The following is a 17202-nucleotide window of genomic DNA, read 5'->3' as shown; positions in this document are numbered from 1 at the left end:
CTGCACCCGGTGCGTGGGATGCCCCGGTGGCAGCAGGCGACGATGGTTTCGTGGAATGGAAGGTGGCCAATTCGGGGCGAAAGACGCTCCTGGCGGCGGTGGGGTGCGGCCTATCATGGGTTGCGGCTTCGCGCGGCGCAGCACGGCGCAGCACGGCGCAGCACGGCGCGGCGCGGCGCGGCGCTTTCGCTGCCCCGCTGCGGGGCCAGCCCGTCAACAACGAGGAGACATTTCCCATGCGATTGAAGTTTTGCGTGCCGGCCGCTTTGCTGGCCCTGTCCAGCGCTGCCATGGCGGCCTGGCCCGACAAGCCCATCACGCTCGTGGTTCCGTTCCCGCCCGGCCAGGCGACCGACATCTTCGCCCGGGCGCTGGCCGAAAAGCTCGGAGCCCGCCTCGGTCAGCCGATGGTGGTGGACATTCTGGGAAGCGCCGACATGCAGAAATTCATGCGCGACCGGGGTTCGGAGCCCGCGCCCAGCACGCCCGAGGCGATGGACCAGTTCGTCGCCAGCGAGATCGTGGAGTGGGGCAAGGCGGTCAAGCAGTCCGGCGCGTCGGTGGATTGAGCGCACGGAGGTTGAGCCGCGGGCAAAGAGTGCGGATTGCACGGCGACCACGGATGCTATGGAATTAATAGCTATATGCCCTAGTTAAATATGCGCGGACAGGCATTTTGGCTTGGATTTTTGCCACAATTCCGCCATGCAACCTTTGCTCGATGCCATCGCCGCGATGGCGGTTCCCACCGATGCCCAGCGCATCTTCCATGGCCGCGGCGGCTTGTTTCCCGGCTGCGAACAGTGGTCGCTGGACGCTTACCCACCGGTCTTCGTGCTCACGAGCTTCGAGCCCGTGGGCGACGAAGCACTCGCCACCATCGGCGAGGCGCTGCAGAGCCGCTGGGCGCTGATCGCTCCGGGCGAGCCCTTGAACTGGGTGTTCCAGTGCCGCCACGAGCAGATGCGCGTGCAGGGCCGTACCGAGACGCGGCTGATGGCGGGCAGCGTGCCCGACCCCCACGTGGTGACCGAGCACGGAGCGCGCTTTCGCGTGCATGTGCTGAAAGGGCAGAACCATGGCCTGTTTCTGGACATGGCCGAGGGGCGGCGATGGGTGCGTGAGCACCTGGCGGCCGACAGGGCGCGCGAGCCGCGCGGCGCCAAGGTGTTGAACCTGTTCGCCTACACCTGCGCATTCTCGGTGGCGGCCCTGCAGGCCGGCGCCCGGCACGTGATGAATGTCGACATGGCCCATGGCGCCATCGCCATCGGGCAGCAGAACCACCAGCTCAACGGCTTGGCCAGCGGCGCGAGCTTTCTGGCGCACGACATCTTCAGCACCTGGGGAAAGATCACGCGCGGCGGGCCCTACGGCGTGGTGATCGTGGACCCGCCCAGCTACCAGAAAGGCAGCTTCGTCGCGACCAAGGACTATGCCCGGCTGATGCGGCGCCTGCCCGATCTGCTGGCGCCGGGCGGCCACGCGCTGCTGTGTTTGAACGCGCCGGAACTGGGCACCGATTTCCTGCAAGGGCAGATGCAGGAACTGGCGCCCGAGCTGGCGTTCGTCGCGCGCGTGGCCAATCCGCCGGCGTTCGCGGATGTGCAGGAGGAGCGGGCGCTCAAGGTGCTGGTCTACCGGGCGCCGGACTTGTAGGCCGGCCGGGTCGAGGCAGCGGCCAGGATCGCCCGGCGCCCGTGGCCTGGCAGCGCCGGCCCTCTGCCTAGGCGGCCAGCGTCGGGTAGTCCGTGTAGCCCTCGGCGCCCGGCGTGTAGAACGTGGCGGGCGACGGTGCGTTCAAAGGCGCGCCCTTGCGCATTCTCTCCACCAGGTCCGGATTGGCGATGAAGGCGCGGCCGAAGGCGGTCAGGTCCGCGCGGCCTTCGGTCAGCGCCTGCTGTGCGCTGGCTTTGCCGAGTCCGCCAGCGAGGATGAACGGGCCGTCGAAGGCGGCTCTCAGGTCCGTTTTCAGCTGGGCGGGAACGGGCGGCGTGCCCATGGCCGAGTGGTCCAGGACATGGACGTACATAAGGCCGAGCGCTGAAAGCGACTTCACCAGCGCCAGGTATTGTTCGTCCACACCGTCGAACGCTCCGGCGCTGTTGACCACGCCGTGGGGCGACAGTCGAATGCCCACACGATCCGCGCCGATTTCCTTGGCGGCGGCGCGTGCGACTTCGAGCACCAGCCGGTTGCGGCCTTCGGCCGTTTTGCCGTAGCCGTCCGTGCGGCGGTTGATGTTCGCATTCAGGAATTGCTCCAGCAAATAGCCGTTGGCCGCGTGCAGCTCGATGCCGTCGAAGCCCGCTTCGATGGCCAGGCGCGCCGCCGTGGCGTATTCTCCGATCACGGCCTGGATCTCGGCTCCGGTCATGGCGCGGGGGGCGGTGTGCGGCTGGCTGCCTTGGGTGTCGGTCCACATCTCGCCAGGGCAGACATCCGCGCTGGCGCTCAGCACTTCGGCGCCCGCGGGCAGATTGGCCCGGTGGGCCACGCGGCCGGTGTGCATCAGTTGCACGACGATCTTGCCGCCCTTGGCATGCACCGCATCCGTGACCAGCTTCCAGCCTTGCACGTGGGCGTCGTTGAACAGGCCGGGAATCCGTGCGTAGCCCAGGCCGTTGGGCGATGGCGAAGTGCCTTCCGTGATGATGAGACCGGCCGTGGCACGCTGTGCGTAGTAGGTCGCCATGAGGGTGTTGGGCGTGTTGTTGTCCACGGCCCGGCTGCGCGTGAGCGGCGACATCACCACGCGGTTGGCAAGCGGTGTTTTACGCAGGTGAAAGGCGTCGAAGAGCATGGTCTGTCCTGAAAGGAGTGAGGAGAAAACGAAAAGGCGAGGGGGCAGTGCGTGGCGTCAAATGACGTTGTAGCGAGGGGCTGGCGTGCCCACCTGGGTGCTGGCGAACAGCTCCGCGCGGGCTGCTTCGTACTTGTCCCACAGGCCCATGTCGGCGACCGACGGCCAGGTGATGGTTTCGCCCTGGTCCAGCCCTGCGAGAGCGGCATCGACCAGATGTTCGGTGGTCATCAGGGCGTCTTTGTCGAGGGCTGCGAGCGGCACGCCCGACAGGTCCCAGATCTCGGTGGCGGTGGATGCCGGCAAGACCAGCTGAACCTTGACCCCGGTGCCTGCGAGTTCTTGCTGCAGGCCCCTGCTGTACTGCAGGACGAAGGCCTTGGTGCCGCCGTACACGGCGCTGACGGGCAGCGCATGAATGCCCAGCACGGAGGCGATGTTGATGATCACGCCCTGTTTTCTCGCGATGAATGCCGGGAGCACCGCCTGGGTCAGCCGCGTCAGGGCGGTGATGTTGAGCGTGATCTGGGACAACGCGTCTTCGGCGGACCGCTGCGCGACCGGCCCCAGTCGGGCGATTCCGGCGTTGTTCACCAGAAGGTGCAGACGCTCGTTGGCGGACAGGATGGCTTCGACACGCGCCAGGTCCGCGGTGTCGCGCAGGTCCGCCACCACGGCTTCCGCCTGCACCCCATGGGTTTTGGCGATCCGCTCGCTGAGTGCTTTCAGGCGGTCGGCACGCCGGGCGACCAGAATAAGATCGTATCCACGCGCGGCAAGCCGGTCGGCATAGACCGCGCCGATGCCCGAAGAAGCCCCGGTGATCAATGCGACTTTGTTGGAATTGGGATGGGGCATCAAGTGTTCTTCAATAAAATTGAGTGCTCAACCAATTCAGTTGAGGGCTCAAATGTATGGTTGAACGATGGTGCGCCAAAAATGGTGCAGCGCTCAACCATTCGGAAAGTGTGGGAATTATGAAAACCCCTGTGGTTGCGGAAGCCGGTTCCGACTGCGCGCTGCAGCAAGCGATTGCAGATGCCACGGCCATGAGTGGCGTGCAGATCTGTACGAACACATCGGTGCGCCTGGCCGCCCGAAGATTGGGGCAGCTTTACGACGAAGCGCTTGCGCCGCTGAACCTGAAAGCGACCCAGCTCGCCCTGATCGTCGAGATCGGCAAGTTCAAGAGCGCCGACGCGCAAGGGCCGACCTTGCAGGACCTCGCGAATCGCCTCGCCATTCAGTTATCGGCGTTGACGCACGCCTTGAGGCCGCTGGTGCGCGACGGCATCGTCGAGTTGCGCCAGGACGCGCAGGACCGGCGCACCAAGCACGGCGTGCTCACCGCACGGGGCAAGCAGTTGCTGGCGGAAGCGGTCGGGCGCTGGGCAGCCGCCAATGAGCGGGTCGAGGCGGTGCTGGGCTCGGCATCGGCTGCTAGCCTGAGGGCCCTGGCCGACCAGGTGGCCTCCGACGCGTTTCTGGCGGCCTACAAGTCAGAGAATTGACGCGAAAGGCCGGCCGCCAATTGGTCGATGGCCCGGTCGGTGATCTGCAGCCGGTCGCTCAACGCCAAGGGCTGCAAAAAGCCCGCAGCCTCTTCGATCAAAAGGTGGGACAGGCCGTGAACCAAGCCCCAGCTCGATGCCACGGCGGTTGCCACATCGAGCGGCGAAGCGGCAGGGCCCAACGCGGCCTCGATGCAGGAATGCAAAAGCCCCAGCGGATTTGCCGAAGGGCCGTGGCCTGGCGTTTCGGGTAAGGGCAACTGCAGGGGTCGCTTGCCGAAGAACATCAACCTGAACAGCTGGGGATTCGCCAGGGCGAACGCCACATAGGCTTTGCCGGTCGCGGACAACCTGGCGCGGGGGTTCGGGGCGGCCTGCTCCATCCCGCGCTCCATCGCTTCGGAGAGTTCCGAGAAGCCCCGCAATGCCAGTGCATACAAGAGCGCCTCGGTATTGACGAAGTGGTGCGCAGGCGCCGCGTGGCTCACGCCCGCGCGCCTGGCGGTGCCGCGCAGTGGTTTGCGGTCTATCTGCTCAGTCTGGCCGCGTTTTGCGCGTACATCGACCCGGCGTGGCGCAAAACGGGCGCCTTTCGCTGGCCCATCTTGGCGGGATCGTCAGCCATCGTGGTGGAACAGACCATCATCACCTTGCAGTCTGCACGGGGAGTGGGCTCGCATTTCAACGCGGCCACGGCGTTCGACGGGGCGTTGTATGCGGTGATGGGCGTCGGCTCCCTCGCACTGCTGGCCATGGCCCCGCTGGTTGCCATGGGCCTGGCGCGCCATCCGGGCCAGCGGCCGATCCAGGGCGGCATTCGCGAAGCGATCGTCATCGGCTTGCTGATGACGGGGGTGCTGACGCTGGCAACGGCCGGCACCATGGCCGTGTTGGGCAGCCACCGCATCGGCGCTGCGGGCGAAGGCGCCGCAGCCTGGCCGATCCTGGGCGGGCTGGGTAACCCGGGAGACCTGCGCGTTCCGCACTTTTTTGCGACGCACGCCATGCATGCCGTGCCGCTGGCCGCGTGGGCAGTGGCTCGGTGGTATCCATTGCGAAGGGGCACCGTTCTCTGCATCGCCGCGATTTATGGCGCTTTCGTCGCGTGGGTTTTTGTGCGGTCTTTCGGGGGGGTAACCATTTTTTCTCGCCAGAAGATACAGTTAGCGCTTCAGAACTGACGAGGTTCTTTTTCCGTGGGTATTTCACGCAGCTCTGCGCTACAGGTCTTCAGTGAATTTCATTGACACATCGTTCATGCCCCAATGCCGAAGGCTGGCGTTCGATAGCATCCGTGCCATGAAACGTCGAATTCTCGTGGCCCTGGTGATGGGTTTTCTGTGCCTGGCCGTCTTGCTCGGGGCCGGCCAATTCCTGAGCCAGCCGCACCATCGGTCGGTGGGCCCGGCGCCGGTGGATCTGCCGGTGGTGAATGTTCAGTTCGACACCGCCGCGCACCAGGCGCTCTCGGGGTGGCTCGTGCGTGGCCAGCCCGGCGCCGGGGCCGTGCTGCTGCTGCACGGCATCGGGGCGGATCGGCGGCAGATGCTCGGGCGGGCAAAATTTCTGCACCGGTTGGGCTACTCCGTGCTGCTGATCGATCTTCCCGCGCACGGCGAAAGCTCTGGAGACAAGGTCACATTCGGGTGGAACGAATCGCAAGGGGTGAACGCCGCATTGGCCTATCTGGCGCAGGCCACGCCGGGGGAGAAGATCGGCGTGATCGGCGCCTCGCTGGGAGCCGCTTCACTGGTGCTTGCCCATTCGGCCGTCCCACTGAATGCCGTGGTGCTGGAGTCGATGTTTCCGACCCTTGAAGAAGCCGTCTCCAACCGGCTGGCGCTGTATCTGGGCGCGGCGGGCCGGTGGCTCACGCCGCTGTTGCTGTGGCAGCTTCCGGTGCGGCTGGGGGTGTCTGCCCAGCAGCTTCAGCCCATCGCCGAGCTTGCGTCATTGCACGCCCCGCTGCTGATTGCCTCGGGCGCGCAGGATCGGCATACGACATTGGCGGAAACGCGGCGAATCTTTGCGGCAGCGGCCGAGCCGAAAGCGCTTTGGGTGGTCGATGGTGCCGCCCATGTGGACCTGCATGCGTTCGATGCCCCGGCCTACGAAGCGAGAATCGCGGCGTTTTTGGCAAAGCACCTGCGCGGCAGTGGGTGAAAGAGCGGGATGCGGTGACTGCACCGGCACCGGCTCAGCCACCGCGTGCCGCACGCGCCGCGCCGACTATGCCGCGTCGTCGCCCTGGCCCGTGCGGGGCGATGACGGCGATACGCCCAGCAGGTCGGTGATCTGCTCCCAATCGGCCGCATCCACGGGCGTGATCGACAACCGGCTGCCCTTTTGCAGCACCTGCAGGCCGGCCAGTTCAGGGTGCGAACGCAACTCGGCCAGAGGCAGCAGGCGTGTCTTGCGCAGCGCCTGAACATCCAGCAGCAGCCAGCGCGGCCGGTCGGGCGGGGACTTGGGGTCGTGGTAGGGCGATTCGGGATCGAACTGCGTCGGGTCCGCCCGGGTGGCGGAGGCAACGCGCGCGATGCCGGCGATGCCGGGCTCGGGGCAGCTGGAGTGATAGAACAGCACGCCATCGCCCACCTGCATGCCGTCCCGCATGAAATTGCGCGCCTGGTAATTGCGCACGCCGGTCCACGGCACCTTGGCGCCCGGGGCCGCGAGGGCGTCGTCGATCGAGCATTCCTGCGGCTCGGACTTCATGAGCCAGTAGTGGGGTGGCCTGCGGGTGGTCGTCGTCATGGCGCCATTCTGGCCGCACGGAATGGGCAAGGCGATGGCCCAAAGCGATGCAGTCGCCGGTTGCTATTTATTTGATAGCTGCCAGCGCATGATTCACTAGGGCGTGAGCCCGATATGACCATATTTCCTCCTTGCCGGATGCCATATGTCATATGCCCGCAGGCATCGCACGCGCTCAGCGCCGCTCGCCCGTGCCGCCCCAGCGGACCGTGTCGGGCGCGGGAATGGCCAATGGGTTGTCCTTGGGCTCGGTGAGCGGGGCCAGCAGCGCGTTCAAGTCTGCCTCGCTGAACTTGGCCGCGCCTGCCGCGTCGTGCCCCAGCACGCCCTGGGCCAGGGCCAGTTTGCGCGCCTGCAATTCCAGCATGCGCTCTTCGATGCTGCCTTCCACCACGATTTTGTAGACGAACACCGGCTGGTCCTGCCCGATGCGGTGGGCACGTGCCGTGGCCTGTTCTTGCACCGCAGGGTTCCACCAGGGATCGAGGTGGATGACCGTATCGGCCGCGGTCAGGTTCAGACCCACGCCGCCGGCCTTCAGGCTGACCAGCAGGATGGGTGGCGCTGCGGGGTCGTCCTGCGCCTGAAAGCGCCGCACCACGGCGCCGCGCGAGCGGGGCGGGATGTCGCCGGTGAGGCGGAGGTAGGGCAGGGCGAGCGCATCGAGGTCCTCGGCCGCCAGCGCCAGCATCTCGGTGAACTGCGAAAACACGAGCACGCGGCGCCCCTCGGCGACCAGCGCCGGCAGCGTGCCGGCCAGCCATTCGAGCTTGGCGCGCTCCATGGTGGCGGGCTTCGCCTTCGCGGCCTCGCTGCCTTTGACCAGGCGCGGGTCGCAGCAGACCTGGCGCAGCTTGAGCAGGGCGTCCAGCAGGGTGATCTGCGCGCCATCGAAGCTCTGGCGCTGCAGCACGCGGCGCACCTGCTTGTCGGCGGCCACGCGCACGGACTCGTACAACTCGCGCTGGCGGCCCTGGAGCGACACGCGCACCATCACGTCGGTGCGGGGCGGCAGCTCAGCGGCCACATCCTGCTTGCGGCGGCGCAGGATGAAGGGGCGCACGCGCTGGGCCAGCAACTGGGCGCGCAGGGTTTCGCCGTGTTCTTCGATGGGCTTGCGCCAGCGGGCGTTGAAGCTGCGTGCATCGCCCAGAAAGCCGGGCATCAGAAAGTCGAACTGCGCCCACAGTTCGCCCAGGTGGTTCTCCAGCGGGGTGCCGGTCAGGCACAGCAGATGCGGCGCCTTCAGGCGTCGCAGGGCGCGGGCACTGCGGCTGCCCGCGTTCTTGACCATCTGCGCCTCGTCCAGGATCAACAGATGAAACGGCTGCGCGGCCAGCGCGTCGATGTCGCGCCACAGCAGCGGGTAGGTCGTCAGCACCAGGTCGTGCTGCGCGATGTGCGCAAACCGCTCACGGCGGTCGGGGCCATGCAACGCCAGCACGCGCAGGCCCGGCGCCATGCGTTGCGCCTCGGCCTGCCAATTGAACAGCAGCGAAGTCGGCAACACCACGAGCGCCGGGTGCGCGAGGCGGCCCGCTTCTTTTTCGGTGAGGACGTGCGCCAGGGCCTGCGCGGTCTTTCCCAAACCCATGTCGTCCGCCAGAATGCCGCCCAATCCTTGTTCGCGCAGGTATTGCAGCCAGGCCAGGCCGTCGAGCTGGTAAGGGCGCAGCGCTATGCCCAGGCCCGCTGGCGCGGCGATGGGCGCTGGCGTACCGGCCGCTTGCAGCCGCTGCGCCAAATGCGCCAGTCCCGCGTCGCCCTGCAATTGCCACGCGTTGTCCCAGCCATTGACCGTGCCCACGCGGTGCGCCTGGACCAATCCTGCGCGCAGCGCTTCCAGGCGCCGCACTTCCCACGCGCCCAGGCTCAGCGGGTCGCCATCTTCGCGGTGCCGATGGGCATTGCGCAGTGGATCGGTCAGCAAATCGACCAGCGCGCCGACGATGGCCTTGATCGGCGCAGCCGGGGCATCGATCCGCTGCCCGCCGGGCGCGCGCAGCGAAATGGTGGCGTGGTCGTCGATGGCGGCCAATTGCGCAGCGTTCAGCCAGCGCGGCTCGCGCTGGAGCAGATCGGCCAGCAACGGGGCAAGGTCCAGGCTCTCGCCGTCCACCTCGATGCCCAGGCTGAGCAGCCAGGCGCCCTCGCGCTCGGGCAGATGGAGCTTTTGCACAGGCCGTTCGCGCTCGCCCAGCGGGCCGGCGACCTCTTTGCCCAGCCATTCGCCGGTGTCGGGGTCGATGCGCAGCGTCCAGCGCTGCACCGGCACGCTTTCGTGGGCGAAACCGGGCAGCACCACGACGGCCCAGCCCCTCGATTGCAGCCGTGGCACCTGCTCGGCCCAGAAGTCGCCGAAGGCGGCCTCCTGCGGCAACGTCCACACCGGGTCCAGTACGGGGGCCTGCGCACGGTCGCGCCATTGCAAGGCAGATTCCGGCACCGGGAGCAGGCCCAGGTCCCGCACGAAGTCGATGGCGTCGGCTTCTGCCGCCAGTTCGCGCTGCAGGCGCACGACCGGGCTGCCGGCGTCGTACAGCTCCTGAACGGCGGGCGGCCTGCTGTTGAGCACGGAGGTGGGAGCCGGCGTTTCCCAGCATGCGCCCTGCGGGGTGCGGTACGTCCAGTCGATGTGCGCCAGGGTGACCTGATCGCCGCGCGGGCCGATGGGGCCATGGGGGCGCAAGCCCAGCAGCCCATCGCCGCGGCCCAGCGTCTGCAGCGTGATGCGCGGTTGAAAGCGGCCGGCCGTGGTGTTCTGGCTTTCGGGAATGCCTGCCGGGGCGGGGGGCTCAGGCTGATCAGGCGGCTCAGCCGGTGCATCGCCCCGCAACCGCGCCATCACCCTGGCTGCGTCGGCGTCGGACAGCGTGGGCAGCCCTGCCAGCGTGGTGGCATCCGCCTGCCGTTGCAGCGCCTCGACCCATGCCGCGATGGCGTGATCGCGTTGCACGGCCCTTGAAGGCGGCGTCGGTGTACTGGCGGTGCGTGGAGGGGGGCGCGAAGACATCGGCGGTCATTTTGCCGCCGCAACGGTGGCGCCCTTGTCAGGGCCGGCCGGCATCCTTCGGATCGGGCAGCGTCAGCTGAGCGGCTTTGGCGACCTGCACGCAGTCGCGCAGGTGCTGCTCTCCCAGCAGGCGCAGGGTGGTGTAGCCCAGTACCGCTGCCACGGCCTGACCCGCGAGGGGCACATATTTGGCGGCCTGCTTGGCTGTCAGACGCATGCCGACCGCCTGCGTCGCACGGATCACCAGTTCGCGCGTGACGAATTTTCCGATCAAGGCCGATCCGACGAGCCCGACCGCTTTCTGCACCTGTTCTCGCTTGTGCGGGGTCAAACGGTCGATCTGCTCGGGCGTCAGTCCGAACTCGGCGTTGATCTGCGGCACCAGACGGGACAGCAATGCCGCATCGACCGCCCAATCCAGCCCAGGGATGGGCACCGTGCCGGCGGCTGCAGCCATCAATGCGCGCCGATGCAGGAGGCGGCGGCTGCGCTGCACGGCCGCCAGCAGGGCAGGGTCGCCGTCGGCCAGCGTGATGGCGCTCGGAAGACGTTCAGCCACGATCGGCCCGCAAGTTCGTCTTCAATTCTTTCTCTTGACGAGGCCGTACACCACCAGCAAGAGGATGGCGCCCAGGATGGAGGCGATCCAGCCCGCAGGCTCGCCTTCCTTGTACCAGCCCATGGCCATGCCGATGTAGGTGGCCAGGAACGAGCCCGCGACACCCAGCAGCGACGTCATGATCCAGCCCAGTTTGTCATCCCCTGGTTTTAAGGCGCGGGCCAGCAGACCGACGACGAGACCGACGAGAAGAACACCGAGTACGGAGAACATGGAAGACACTTTCTGAGAGGGTTGGGATGCGGAGAATCTACCCGGCCCGCCCCATGGCGCCCTGTCGGACAAGGCGCAATATGGCTCGCACCAAAAATAGGGGCTTTCGCACGAAGCCAAAACGTGTCCCTCCAAACCTCGGCGGTGTGGGAGGCCGCCGACAGCCCGACGCGCACGCATCCGGCGGTCGTCTTTTCACCGGCTGGATAAGGTCGGTGTCCTGCCAACAATAAGAGAAAGGAATGCACATGCCGATCCGATCCCCCCGTACCTTCCTGTCCGCCACCGTACTGGCGCTGGCTGCGGCAAGCAGCGGCGCCTTCCTGCCCGGCACGGCGATGGCGCAGAGCGATCAAGCCTCGCTGGATCGTGGAGCGCGTCCAGACACGACGCCCGCGCAGCGCTACCAGACGGCGATCCGGGAAGCTGGCGGTGGTTTGAAGGTGGCGTTGCAAGAATGCCGCGAGGGCGATGCGGGAGCCCGCAAATCCTGCGAAGCGGACGCAAGGGCCCGCTACAAGGCCGACATGGCGGCGGCCCGTGAGATGTTGCGCAATCCCGATGCAGGTCCGGTGAACGTGGTGGGCGAGCCCATCCGCAGCACTGAAACCACGACGGTCATCAAGCCCTGAGATCCGCTAGCGAGTCAACGCAATGAGCGCGACAGCCGGCGCAGGCCCATCGAATCAGTTGGATGCGTCGGCGTTGGCTTGCGCCGTGCTGACGCGGCGTGCGCCGTTGAAACGACGCTGCCAATACGAGGCACCCATGTCCTCCACGCGGACTTCGGCGCCGCTTCGGGGCGAATGGATGAATTTGCCGTCGCCGACGTACATGCCGACGTGGCTGAAGGTGCGGCGCATCGTGTTGAAAAAGACCAGATCCCCGGGCTGGAGGTCTTTCTTTTCGATCTTTTCGGTCGCTGCGGCCTGCTGGTCGGCGCGGCGCGGGAGAACCAGGCCGGCGGCCTTGCCGTAGATGGTTCGGATGAAGCCGCTGCAATCGAAGCCGGTTTCGACATCGTTTCCGCCACGTCGGTAGGGCACTCCCAGGAAACCCATCGCGGTCGCGACGAGTTCACCGGTCTTGTCCTGCACGTTGTGGCGTGCTTCCTGAAGGTGCGAAAGCATGGTTCTCTCAAGAACCAGACGGTCTAAATCATCAGAGGGCGCATTGTTGGGGGCGGCGTGGGCGCTGGCGCAAGCCAGCAACAAGAGGCAGATCCATCGAGACATGGGGCGCGAGGTTATCACGCATGCCCCGGCTTCCATTAGCAATAGTCGTCGCAACACACCTTGCTAATGTGTTTTAGCTATTAAGGAGGCGATATGGCATCCTCTATCACCAACCCAGGTAGTGCCGGAGAGAGGCCGCTGCCCTCGACACGCTGGAAAATTTTCGTTACATGTTACAAAATTTCCGCTGAATGAAATTTAATAAATCCACGCGTCTGGCCGCTATCTTTGCACCCCTTGAATATGTAACGGCCGGGGTTCTGGCCATGGGGGCGGCAGCGCTTGCCAACGCCGAGGCGCCCGCACCCGTCACACCGCAAGCCGCCAAAACCAATGCGGATGTGGTCACCGTGGCCCGGGATTTGTCCAATCCATGGGCGGTGGCCTTTCTGCCGGGTGGGCGTTTTTTGGTCACCGAGCGTTCTGGCCGATTGCGCGTGGTCGAACCCAATGGGCGGTTGAATGCCCCGGTGTCCGGCGTGCCTGCGGTGGTGTTCGGCGGGCAGGGCGGTCTTCTGGATGTGGTCACCGACGCGCAGTTCGAGCGCAACCGGCGCATCTTCTTTTGCTACTCCGAAGCCGCTGCCGATGGCGAGACCGGAAACAGCACCGCTCTGGCAAGTGCAGTCCTCGCACCAGGAGAGGCCGCGCTGAGCGACGTGCGCGTGATTTTCAGCCAGCGGCCGAAAGTGCAAAGCGGCCTGCATTTCGGGTGCCGCATCGCGCAGGCCCGCGACGGGTCGATCTTTCTCGCGTTGGGAGAGCGGTCCTCCCGCAAGGAAGATGCGCAAAAGCTGGACGGTTATCTGGGCAAGGTGGTGCGCCTGCAGCCCGATGGCGCCCCGGCTTCGGGCAATCCGACCGTTGCGGGCGCGCTGCTGGGCATCTGGAGTTGGGGCCATCGCAACCCGCAGGGGGCGGCGATAGCGCCTGATGGCAGGCTCTGGATCCACGAACACGGTCCGCAGGGCGGCGACGAGATCAATGTGCCCCAGGCCGGCCGCAATTACGGCTGGCCGGTGGTCACCTATGGCGAGAATTACGGCGGCGGCAAGATCGGCGAAGGGCTCACCGAAAAAGAAGGCATGGAGCCGCCGCTGCATTACTGGGTGCCGTCCATTGCGCCTTCGGGCATGGCGTTTCTGACCAGCGACCGCTATGGCGCCGACTGGACGGGCAGCCTTTTCATCGGATCGCTCAAATTCAGCCGGCTGCACCGCCTGGAGGTGACCGATTCCAGGGTGGTTCGCGACGAATACCTGTTGGCGGGCCTGGGTGAGCGCATTCGCGATGTGCGGCAGGGTCCCGATGGCTGGCTGTATCTGCTGACCGATGGTCCCCAGGGGCGTTTGCTGCGCCTCACCCGTTGACCGCCCCCCGCCCGTGCGCGCCCGGATGGGCGCTTGCCCCGGCTGCGACAATCCCGGCATCTTCTACCTTCTGCCTTGCGCACCCTGCCCATGCTGCTCGACGCCTCTGAATCCCAACTCGTCCTGATCGATTACCAGGAACGCCTGTTGTCGGTCATCTCCGACGGCCCGGCCGTGCTGGCCAATGCCTTGCGTCTGGCGCGGGCGGCCCAGTTGCTGGAGGTGCCGGTGTGGGGCACCGAGCAAAATCCGTCCCGGCTGGGTGGCAACGATCCGGCGCTGCGCGCGCTGTGCCGAAAGACGTTGGCCAAGATGCATTTCAGCGCGGCGGAAGAAGGTCTGGGCGAATGGCTGCGCCCCGAACCCAAATCCCCGGCCGGCAATGCCCGCAGCCTGCCCAAGCACCTCCAAAAACCCCAGCCCACGGCGGAAGAGCCCGGCGCCATCGTCATTGCCGGCTGCGAGGCCCATGTGTGCCTGCTGCAGACGGCGCTGGATTTGCTGGAGGACGAGTTCGACGTGTGCGTGGTGACCGACGCCTGCGGTTCGCGCACCGAGCGCAACCGCGACGCCGCCTTCGACCGGTTGGCCGGTGCGGGTGCCGAACTGGTCACCACGGAAATGGTCATCTTCGAATGGGCGCGGACCGCCGAGAACCCTGCCTTCAAGGATTTGCTGGCTCTCGTGAAGTGAGCGGGCAGGGCAACGCCGCGGGCCGTGGTGTTGTCCCGCCCAACGCAGCACCCTTTCGGTGATTTCCGAGATGCCATCCAGGGGCTTGGCCTGATCTGGGCTCAGCGCGTATTTCAACCATTCGCAGCCGCCGCTTGGGAGCGACTGCAAACTTTGGAGCACTACCTCATGAGGCGTTTTCACCCGATGCACTGGAAGTCCGCTGCCGCTTTGCTCGCGCTGTCTGGCGCCACGCTGCCTGCGTTGGCGCAGTCCGATCGCCAGGTGGCCGAAGACATGGTGACCCGTTCGGCCAACGTCTGTCCTGGCCACAGCACCGAGCGCACCACGCCCACGGTGAAGGCCGTGCCGGTCGGCGCATTGCGGGTCATGCTGGAACGCGGCTTGGTGATGTGCCCGGACCGTCGCCTCGACGCCGATGCACCGGCCGTTTTCTACGGCAGGGTCGGCGTGTTCGCTTGGAATCCGGAAGTGGCGGCCGGCTCTGCGGTCATCGTCCAGCAGATCAGCGCCATGACCCGCAAGGACGAGTACCCGGTGGAGACGCTGGTATGGGATGCCAAAGGCGCCCCCGTGAAGCAACGCACCGTGCCGGCCTTCGAGCCAAGGCCCGGCGCGGCGCGGCGGTGCTGTACAAGGTCCGCTGAGCTGAGCCCCGGAGGCGGCGGTCCATGCCGGCCTGTGTCCGTGTGTGCCGGTTGACCTGCTGCCCCGCACCTACATCAAGACTGCCGCCAGCGGCAACCAGCGCGTTCTCGCGTTTTGCGAGGTCTGCGGGAGTTCGCTGTATGCCTGCGCTGTCGAGAATCCACCGTCCTATTCATTGCGGATCGGCACGCTGAAGCAGCGGCAGGAACTCGGCACCCCGAAGCACCAGATTTGGACGCGGCGCCGCCACGATTGGGTGGAACTGCCCGAGGGAATCGAGTCGTTCGAAGGGCAGCCATGACCATGACTGCGCTGGGCTGTGATCCGGCGCCCCGGCAGGCGAGCGACGTGACCCAGGCGGCAAAGCCGCTTGCTTGAACGATCCCGCGGGTTGGATGGCCCGGCTTTGTGGGCCCCTGACTTCAGGAGCCAATAGCTTTTCAGGCCGCCAGCGCAATCGCAGAAATGCTTTTTTGCTATTGAATCAATAGCAAATCGAGCGATTCATTCGCTGATCTGGAACAGCCTCCAAGTCCCCTCATTGAAGCCGTGGCACGCCCATCCCCGACGGCGCGCCCAGCGCTCCGCGCGCCAGGCCCGCACCGCCACCGCCACTGCCCATGGCATTGAGCCGGAACTGCGCCACCGTCGCGGCCAGACGGCTGGCCTGCTCGTTCAGGCTTTCGGCCGCTGCGGCCGATTCTTCGACCAGCGCCGCGTTCTGCTGGGTCATCTGGTCGAGCTGGTTGACGGCGGTGTTCACCTGGCGGATTCCGTCCGACTGCTCGGAGGTGGCCGCAGTGATCTCGCCGATGATGTCGCTCACGCGCTGCACGCTGCTCACGATCTCTTCCATGGTCGTGCCCGCGTCCTGCACCAGGCGCGAGCCGGCCTCCACCTTTTTGACCGAGTTGCCGATGAGCGCCTTGATCTCCTTGGCGGCTTCGGCCGAGCGGCCGGCCAGGCTGCGCACTTCGCTCGCCACCACGGCGAAGCCGCGGCCCTGTTCACCGGCGCGGGCGGCTTCGACCGCCGCGTTCAGCGCCAGGATGTTGGTCTGAAAGGCGATGCCGTCGATCACGCCGATGATGTCGCTGATCTTGCGCGAGCTCTGGTTGATTTCGTCCATGGTGGAGACGACCTGGGTCACCACCAGTCCGCCGCGCGCGGCCACCTCGGCGGCCGAGCTGGCCAGTTTGTTGGCCGTGGCGGCGGAGTCGGCCGACTGGCGCACGGTGGCGGTCAGCTCCTCCATGGAGCTGGCGGTTTCCTGCAGATTGCTGGCGGTCTGCTCGGTGCGCGCGCTCAGGTCGGCGTTGCCCGTGGCGATCTCGCGCGTGGCCGTGGCGATGGAGTCGGCCACGTTGCGCACTTCCATCAGCGAGCCTTCCAGCGCGCCGCGCATGGAGGCCAGGGCGCCCAGCAGCATTCCGGTTTCGTCACCGGCGTGGCGGCCGTGGTCCTTTCCGGTCAGGTCCATGGCGGCGATTTGGTCGGCCACTTGGCGAGCCTCGGCCAGCGGGCGCGTGATGCTCAAGGCCAGGCGCCAGGCCAGGAAGGCGGCCAGCAGCAGCGAGCCCACGCACAGGGCGGTGAGCAAGCCGGTGGCGGCCTGGCTCGCTGCGCGAATGCGTTCGCCAGCCGCGTCCAGTTCGCTGCGCTGCAGGTCCACCATCTTGCTGATGGTCTGCTGGAAGGTGATGGATGCGGGCTCAAACCGCTGCGTGAAAGCGCGCGCGACCGCCTCGGGGTCGCCTTCCTTCTTGAGCTTGGTCACTTCATCGCGGGTCGTGAGATAGGCTTTGCGGTGCTCGCCGATCTGCGCAAACAGCGCGCGATCGGCATCGCTGTCCAGCAATTTTTCGATCTGTTGCTGCAGCGCGGACGACTGCTTGCTCGATTCAGCAGCGGTCGCTGCAAAGAAGTCCGCCAGGGACGGGTCGCTGCTCTTGGCGATGGCCGCCACGCGCTGGGCGCCGTTCGTGATGTTGCGATACCAGTCGCTGGCCGCCCGTTCGGTCGCGAGCGACCTGCTGAGCATCACGTTCATCTCTTGGGTGACGGCGCGCAACTGAAAAATGCCATACAGGCAACTGATCAGGAAAAGCACCAGGATGGTGCCAAGGACCAGCGCCAGACGGCGCCCGATGGTGAAGTGGGTAGGGGTCATGAAGGGACTTCCAGGACAAGAGCCAGAGGGACGGGGGCTGCGGGCGGCCTGGAAATAGCCTCCCGATGTTTCAAAGTGTACGCGGACCCTGCTCCAGAACGGGGCGTCTGTGACAAGCGAGCACTTTCGTGGAGCGGAATTTGCCGTGTTGCCACCATTCGGTCATCCGG

18 protein-coding genes and 1 pseudogene are annotated in these 17202 nt (G+C 66.4%); 10 read left to right on the top strand and 9 right to left on the bottom strand.

What is annotated here, in order from left to right:
* Nucleotides 1-236 precede the first annotated feature (236 nt).
* Nucleotides 237-419, top strand: a pseudogene (locus AVHM3334_RS24070) (tripartite tricarboxylate transporter substrate binding protein); the annotation flags it as partial.
* Nucleotides 420-705: 286 nt separating this feature from the next.
* Entirely contained in the window at nucleotides 706-1659 is a 954-nt protein-coding gene (locus AVHM3334_RS17440) for a class I SAM-dependent methyltransferase (RefSeq protein ID WP_284414386.1), read from the top strand.
* Nucleotides 1660-1726: 67 nt separating this feature from the next.
* Here the strand turns inward: AVHM3334_RS17440 and AVHM3334_RS17435 are convergent, their stop codons facing one another.
* On the bottom strand, nucleotides 1727-2803 hold the full coding sequence (locus AVHM3334_RS17435) for an alkene reductase (protein WP_284414384.1): 1077 nt from the start codon (nucleotides 2801-2803) through the stop codon (nucleotides 1727-1729).
* 57 nt (nucleotides 2804-2860) lie between these two features.
* Entirely contained in the window at nucleotides 2861-3661 is an 801-nt protein-coding gene (locus AVHM3334_RS17430) for an SDR family NAD(P)-dependent oxidoreductase (protein WP_284414382.1), read from the bottom strand.
* A 56-nt stretch (nucleotides 3662-3717) separates the two neighbouring features.
* Here AVHM3334_RS17430 and AVHM3334_RS17425 point away from each other — a divergent pair, with 56 nt between their 5' ends.
* On the top strand, nucleotides 3718-4314 hold the full coding sequence (locus AVHM3334_RS17425; protein ID WP_284414380.1) for a MarR family winged helix-turn-helix transcriptional regulator: 597 nt from the start codon (nucleotides 3718-3720) through the stop codon (nucleotides 4312-4314).
* Here AVHM3334_RS17425 and AVHM3334_RS17420 read toward each other — a convergent pair.
* Nucleotides 4296-4802 carry a TetR-like C-terminal domain-containing protein gene (locus tag AVHM3334_RS17420; protein ID WP_284414379.1) on the bottom strand — a complete coding sequence of 169 codons (507 nt, stop codon included), beginning with the start codon at nucleotides 4800-4802 and terminating at the stop codon, nucleotides 4296-4298. The two genes, AVHM3334_RS17425 and AVHM3334_RS17420, sit on opposite strands and share 19 nt — an antisense overlap.
* Here AVHM3334_RS17420 and AVHM3334_RS17415 point away from each other — a divergent pair.
* Nucleotides 4794-5495 carry a hypothetical protein gene (locus AVHM3334_RS17415; protein ID WP_284414377.1) on the top strand — a complete coding sequence of 234 codons (702 nt, stop codon included), beginning with the start codon at nucleotides 4794-4796 and terminating at the stop codon, nucleotides 5493-5495. The genes AVHM3334_RS17420 and AVHM3334_RS17415 overlap by 9 nt on opposite strands.
* Nucleotides 5496-5613: 118 nt before the next feature.
* Entirely contained in the window at nucleotides 5614-6477 is an 864-nt protein-coding gene (locus tag AVHM3334_RS17410) for an alpha/beta hydrolase (protein ID WP_284414375.1), read from the top strand.
* A gap of 66 nt (nucleotides 6478-6543) precedes the next feature.
* On the opposite strand, the gene AVHM3334_RS17405 is transcribed toward AVHM3334_RS17410, so the two are convergent.
* From AVHM3334_RS17405 to AVHM3334_RS17390, 4 genes are all read right to left on the bottom strand, one after another.
* Nucleotides 6544-7071, bottom strand: coding sequence for an EVE domain-containing protein (locus AVHM3334_RS17405; protein WP_284414373.1), 528 nt, complete (start codon nucleotides 7069-7071; stop codon nucleotides 6544-6546).
* A 175-nt stretch (nucleotides 7072-7246) separates the two neighbouring features.
* Nucleotides 7247-10084: a DEAD/DEAH box helicase gene (locus tag AVHM3334_RS17400; RefSeq protein ID WP_284414371.1), complete on the bottom strand. Its 2838-nt coding sequence runs from the start codon at nucleotides 10082-10084 to the stop codon at nucleotides 7247-7249.
* Between the two features lie 37 nt (nucleotides 10085-10121).
* On the bottom strand, nucleotides 10122-10643 hold the full coding sequence (locus AVHM3334_RS17395) for a hypothetical protein (RefSeq protein WP_284414369.1): 522 nt from the start codon (nucleotides 10641-10643) through the stop codon (nucleotides 10122-10124).
* 21 nt (nucleotides 10644-10664) lie between these two features.
* Nucleotides 10665-10916, bottom strand: coding sequence for a GlsB/YeaQ/YmgE family stress response membrane protein (locus AVHM3334_RS17390; RefSeq protein ID WP_284414368.1), 252 nt, complete (start codon nucleotides 10914-10916; stop codon nucleotides 10665-10667).
* Nucleotides 10917-11164: 248 nt separating this feature from the next.
* On the opposite strand from AVHM3334_RS17390, the gene AVHM3334_RS17385 reads away from it, so the two are divergent.
* Nucleotides 11165-11548 carry a hypothetical protein gene (locus AVHM3334_RS17385; RefSeq protein ID WP_284414366.1) on the top strand — a complete coding sequence of 128 codons (384 nt, stop codon included), beginning with the start codon at nucleotides 11165-11167 and terminating at the stop codon, nucleotides 11546-11548.
* A gap of 54 nt (nucleotides 11549-11602) precedes the next feature.
* On the opposite strand, the gene AVHM3334_RS17380 is transcribed toward AVHM3334_RS17385, so the two are convergent.
* Entirely contained in the window at nucleotides 11603-12151 is a 549-nt protein-coding gene (locus tag AVHM3334_RS17380; RefSeq protein ID WP_284414364.1) for a C40 family peptidase, read from the bottom strand.
* A 266-nt stretch (nucleotides 12152-12417) separates the two neighbouring features.
* Here AVHM3334_RS17380 and AVHM3334_RS17375 point away from each other — a divergent pair, with 266 nt between their 5' ends.
* From AVHM3334_RS17375 to AVHM3334_RS17360, 4 genes are all read left to right on the top strand, one after another.
* Nucleotides 12418-13521 (top strand): PQQ-dependent sugar dehydrogenase, encoded by a 1104-nt coding sequence (locus tag AVHM3334_RS17375; RefSeq protein WP_284414427.1) that lies wholly within the window; start codon nucleotides 12418-12420, stop codon nucleotides 13519-13521.
* A 90-nt stretch (nucleotides 13522-13611) separates the two neighbouring features.
* Nucleotides 13612-14214 (top strand): isochorismatase family protein, encoded by a 603-nt coding sequence (locus AVHM3334_RS17370; RefSeq protein ID WP_284414425.1) that lies wholly within the window; start codon nucleotides 13612-13614, stop codon nucleotides 14212-14214.
* A gap of 168 nt (nucleotides 14215-14382) precedes the next feature.
* Nucleotides 14383-14916 (top strand): hypothetical protein, encoded by a 534-nt coding sequence (locus AVHM3334_RS17365; protein WP_284414362.1) that lies wholly within the window; start codon nucleotides 14383-14385, stop codon nucleotides 14914-14916.
* Nucleotides 14906-15163, top strand: a complete 258-nt coding sequence (locus AVHM3334_RS17360; protein WP_284414360.1) for a GFA family protein — start codon at nucleotides 14906-14908, stop codon at nucleotides 15161-15163. Before AVHM3334_RS17365 ends, AVHM3334_RS17360 begins: the two co-directional genes overlap by 11 nt.
* Nucleotides 15164-15400: 237 nt before the next feature.
* On the opposite strand, the gene AVHM3334_RS17355 is transcribed toward AVHM3334_RS17360, so the two are convergent.
* Nucleotides 15401-17032, bottom strand: a complete 1632-nt coding sequence (locus tag AVHM3334_RS17355; RefSeq protein WP_284414358.1) for a methyl-accepting chemotaxis protein — start codon at nucleotides 17030-17032, stop codon at nucleotides 15401-15403.
* Nucleotides 17033-17202 lie beyond the last annotated feature (170 nt).

Origin of the sequence: Acidovorax sp. SUPP3334 (genome assembly GCF_030159055.1) — a bacterium.
Classification (GTDB): Bacteria; Pseudomonadota; Gammaproteobacteria; order Burkholderiales; family Burkholderiaceae_C; genus Paracidovorax.
This window is presented reverse-complemented; position numbering and strand designations above follow the sequence as displayed.

Excerpts from the sequence above, each read along its gene's own strand:
- AVHM3334_RS17440 (WP_284414386.1), top strand. The coding sequence starts at position 706 with ATGCAACCTTTGCTCGATGCCATCGCCGCGATGGCGGTTCCCACCGAT.
- AVHM3334_RS17435 (WP_284414384.1), bottom strand. The coding sequence starts at position 2,803 with ATGCTCTTCGACGCCTTTCACCTGCGTAAAACACCGCTTGCCAACCGC.
- AVHM3334_RS17430 (WP_284414382.1), bottom strand. The coding sequence starts at position 3,661 with ATGCCCCATCCCAATTCCAACAAAGTCGCATTGATCACCGGGGCTTCT.
- AVHM3334_RS17425 (WP_284414380.1), top strand. The coding sequence starts at position 3,718 with ATGGTTGAACGATGGTGCGCCAAAAATGGTGCAGCGCTCAACCATTCG.
- AVHM3334_RS17410 (WP_284414375.1), top strand. The coding sequence starts at position 5,614 with ATGAAACGTCGAATTCTCGTGGCCCTGGTGATGGGTTTTCTGTGCCTG.
- AVHM3334_RS17405 (WP_284414373.1), bottom strand. The coding sequence starts at position 7,071 with ATGACGACGACCACCCGCAGGCCACCCCACTACTGGCTCATGAAGTCC.
- AVHM3334_RS17400 (WP_284414371.1), bottom strand. The coding sequence starts at position 10,084 with ATGTCTTCGCGCCCCCCTCCACGCACCGCCAGTACACCGACGCCGCCT.
- AVHM3334_RS17390 (WP_284414368.1), bottom strand. The coding sequence starts at position 10,916 with ATGTTCTCCGTACTCGGTGTTCTTCTCGTCGGTCTCGTCGTCGGTCTG.
- AVHM3334_RS17385 (WP_284414366.1), top strand. The coding sequence starts at position 11,165 with ATGCCGATCCGATCCCCCCGTACCTTCCTGTCCGCCACCGTACTGGCG.
- AVHM3334_RS17380 (WP_284414364.1), bottom strand. The coding sequence starts at position 12,151 with ATGTCTCGATGGATCTGCCTCTTGTTGCTGGCTTGCGCCAGCGCCCAC.
- AVHM3334_RS17375 (WP_284414427.1), top strand. The coding sequence starts at position 12,418 with ATGGGGGCGGCAGCGCTTGCCAACGCCGAGGCGCCCGCACCCGTCACA.
- AVHM3334_RS17370 (WP_284414425.1), top strand. The coding sequence starts at position 13,612 with ATGCTGCTCGACGCCTCTGAATCCCAACTCGTCCTGATCGATTACCAG.
- AVHM3334_RS17365 (WP_284414362.1), top strand. The coding sequence starts at position 14,383 with ATGAGGCGTTTTCACCCGATGCACTGGAAGTCCGCTGCCGCTTTGCTC.
- AVHM3334_RS17355 (WP_284414358.1), bottom strand. The coding sequence starts at position 17,032 with ATGACCCCTACCCACTTCACCATCGGGCGCCGTCTGGCGCTGGTCCTT.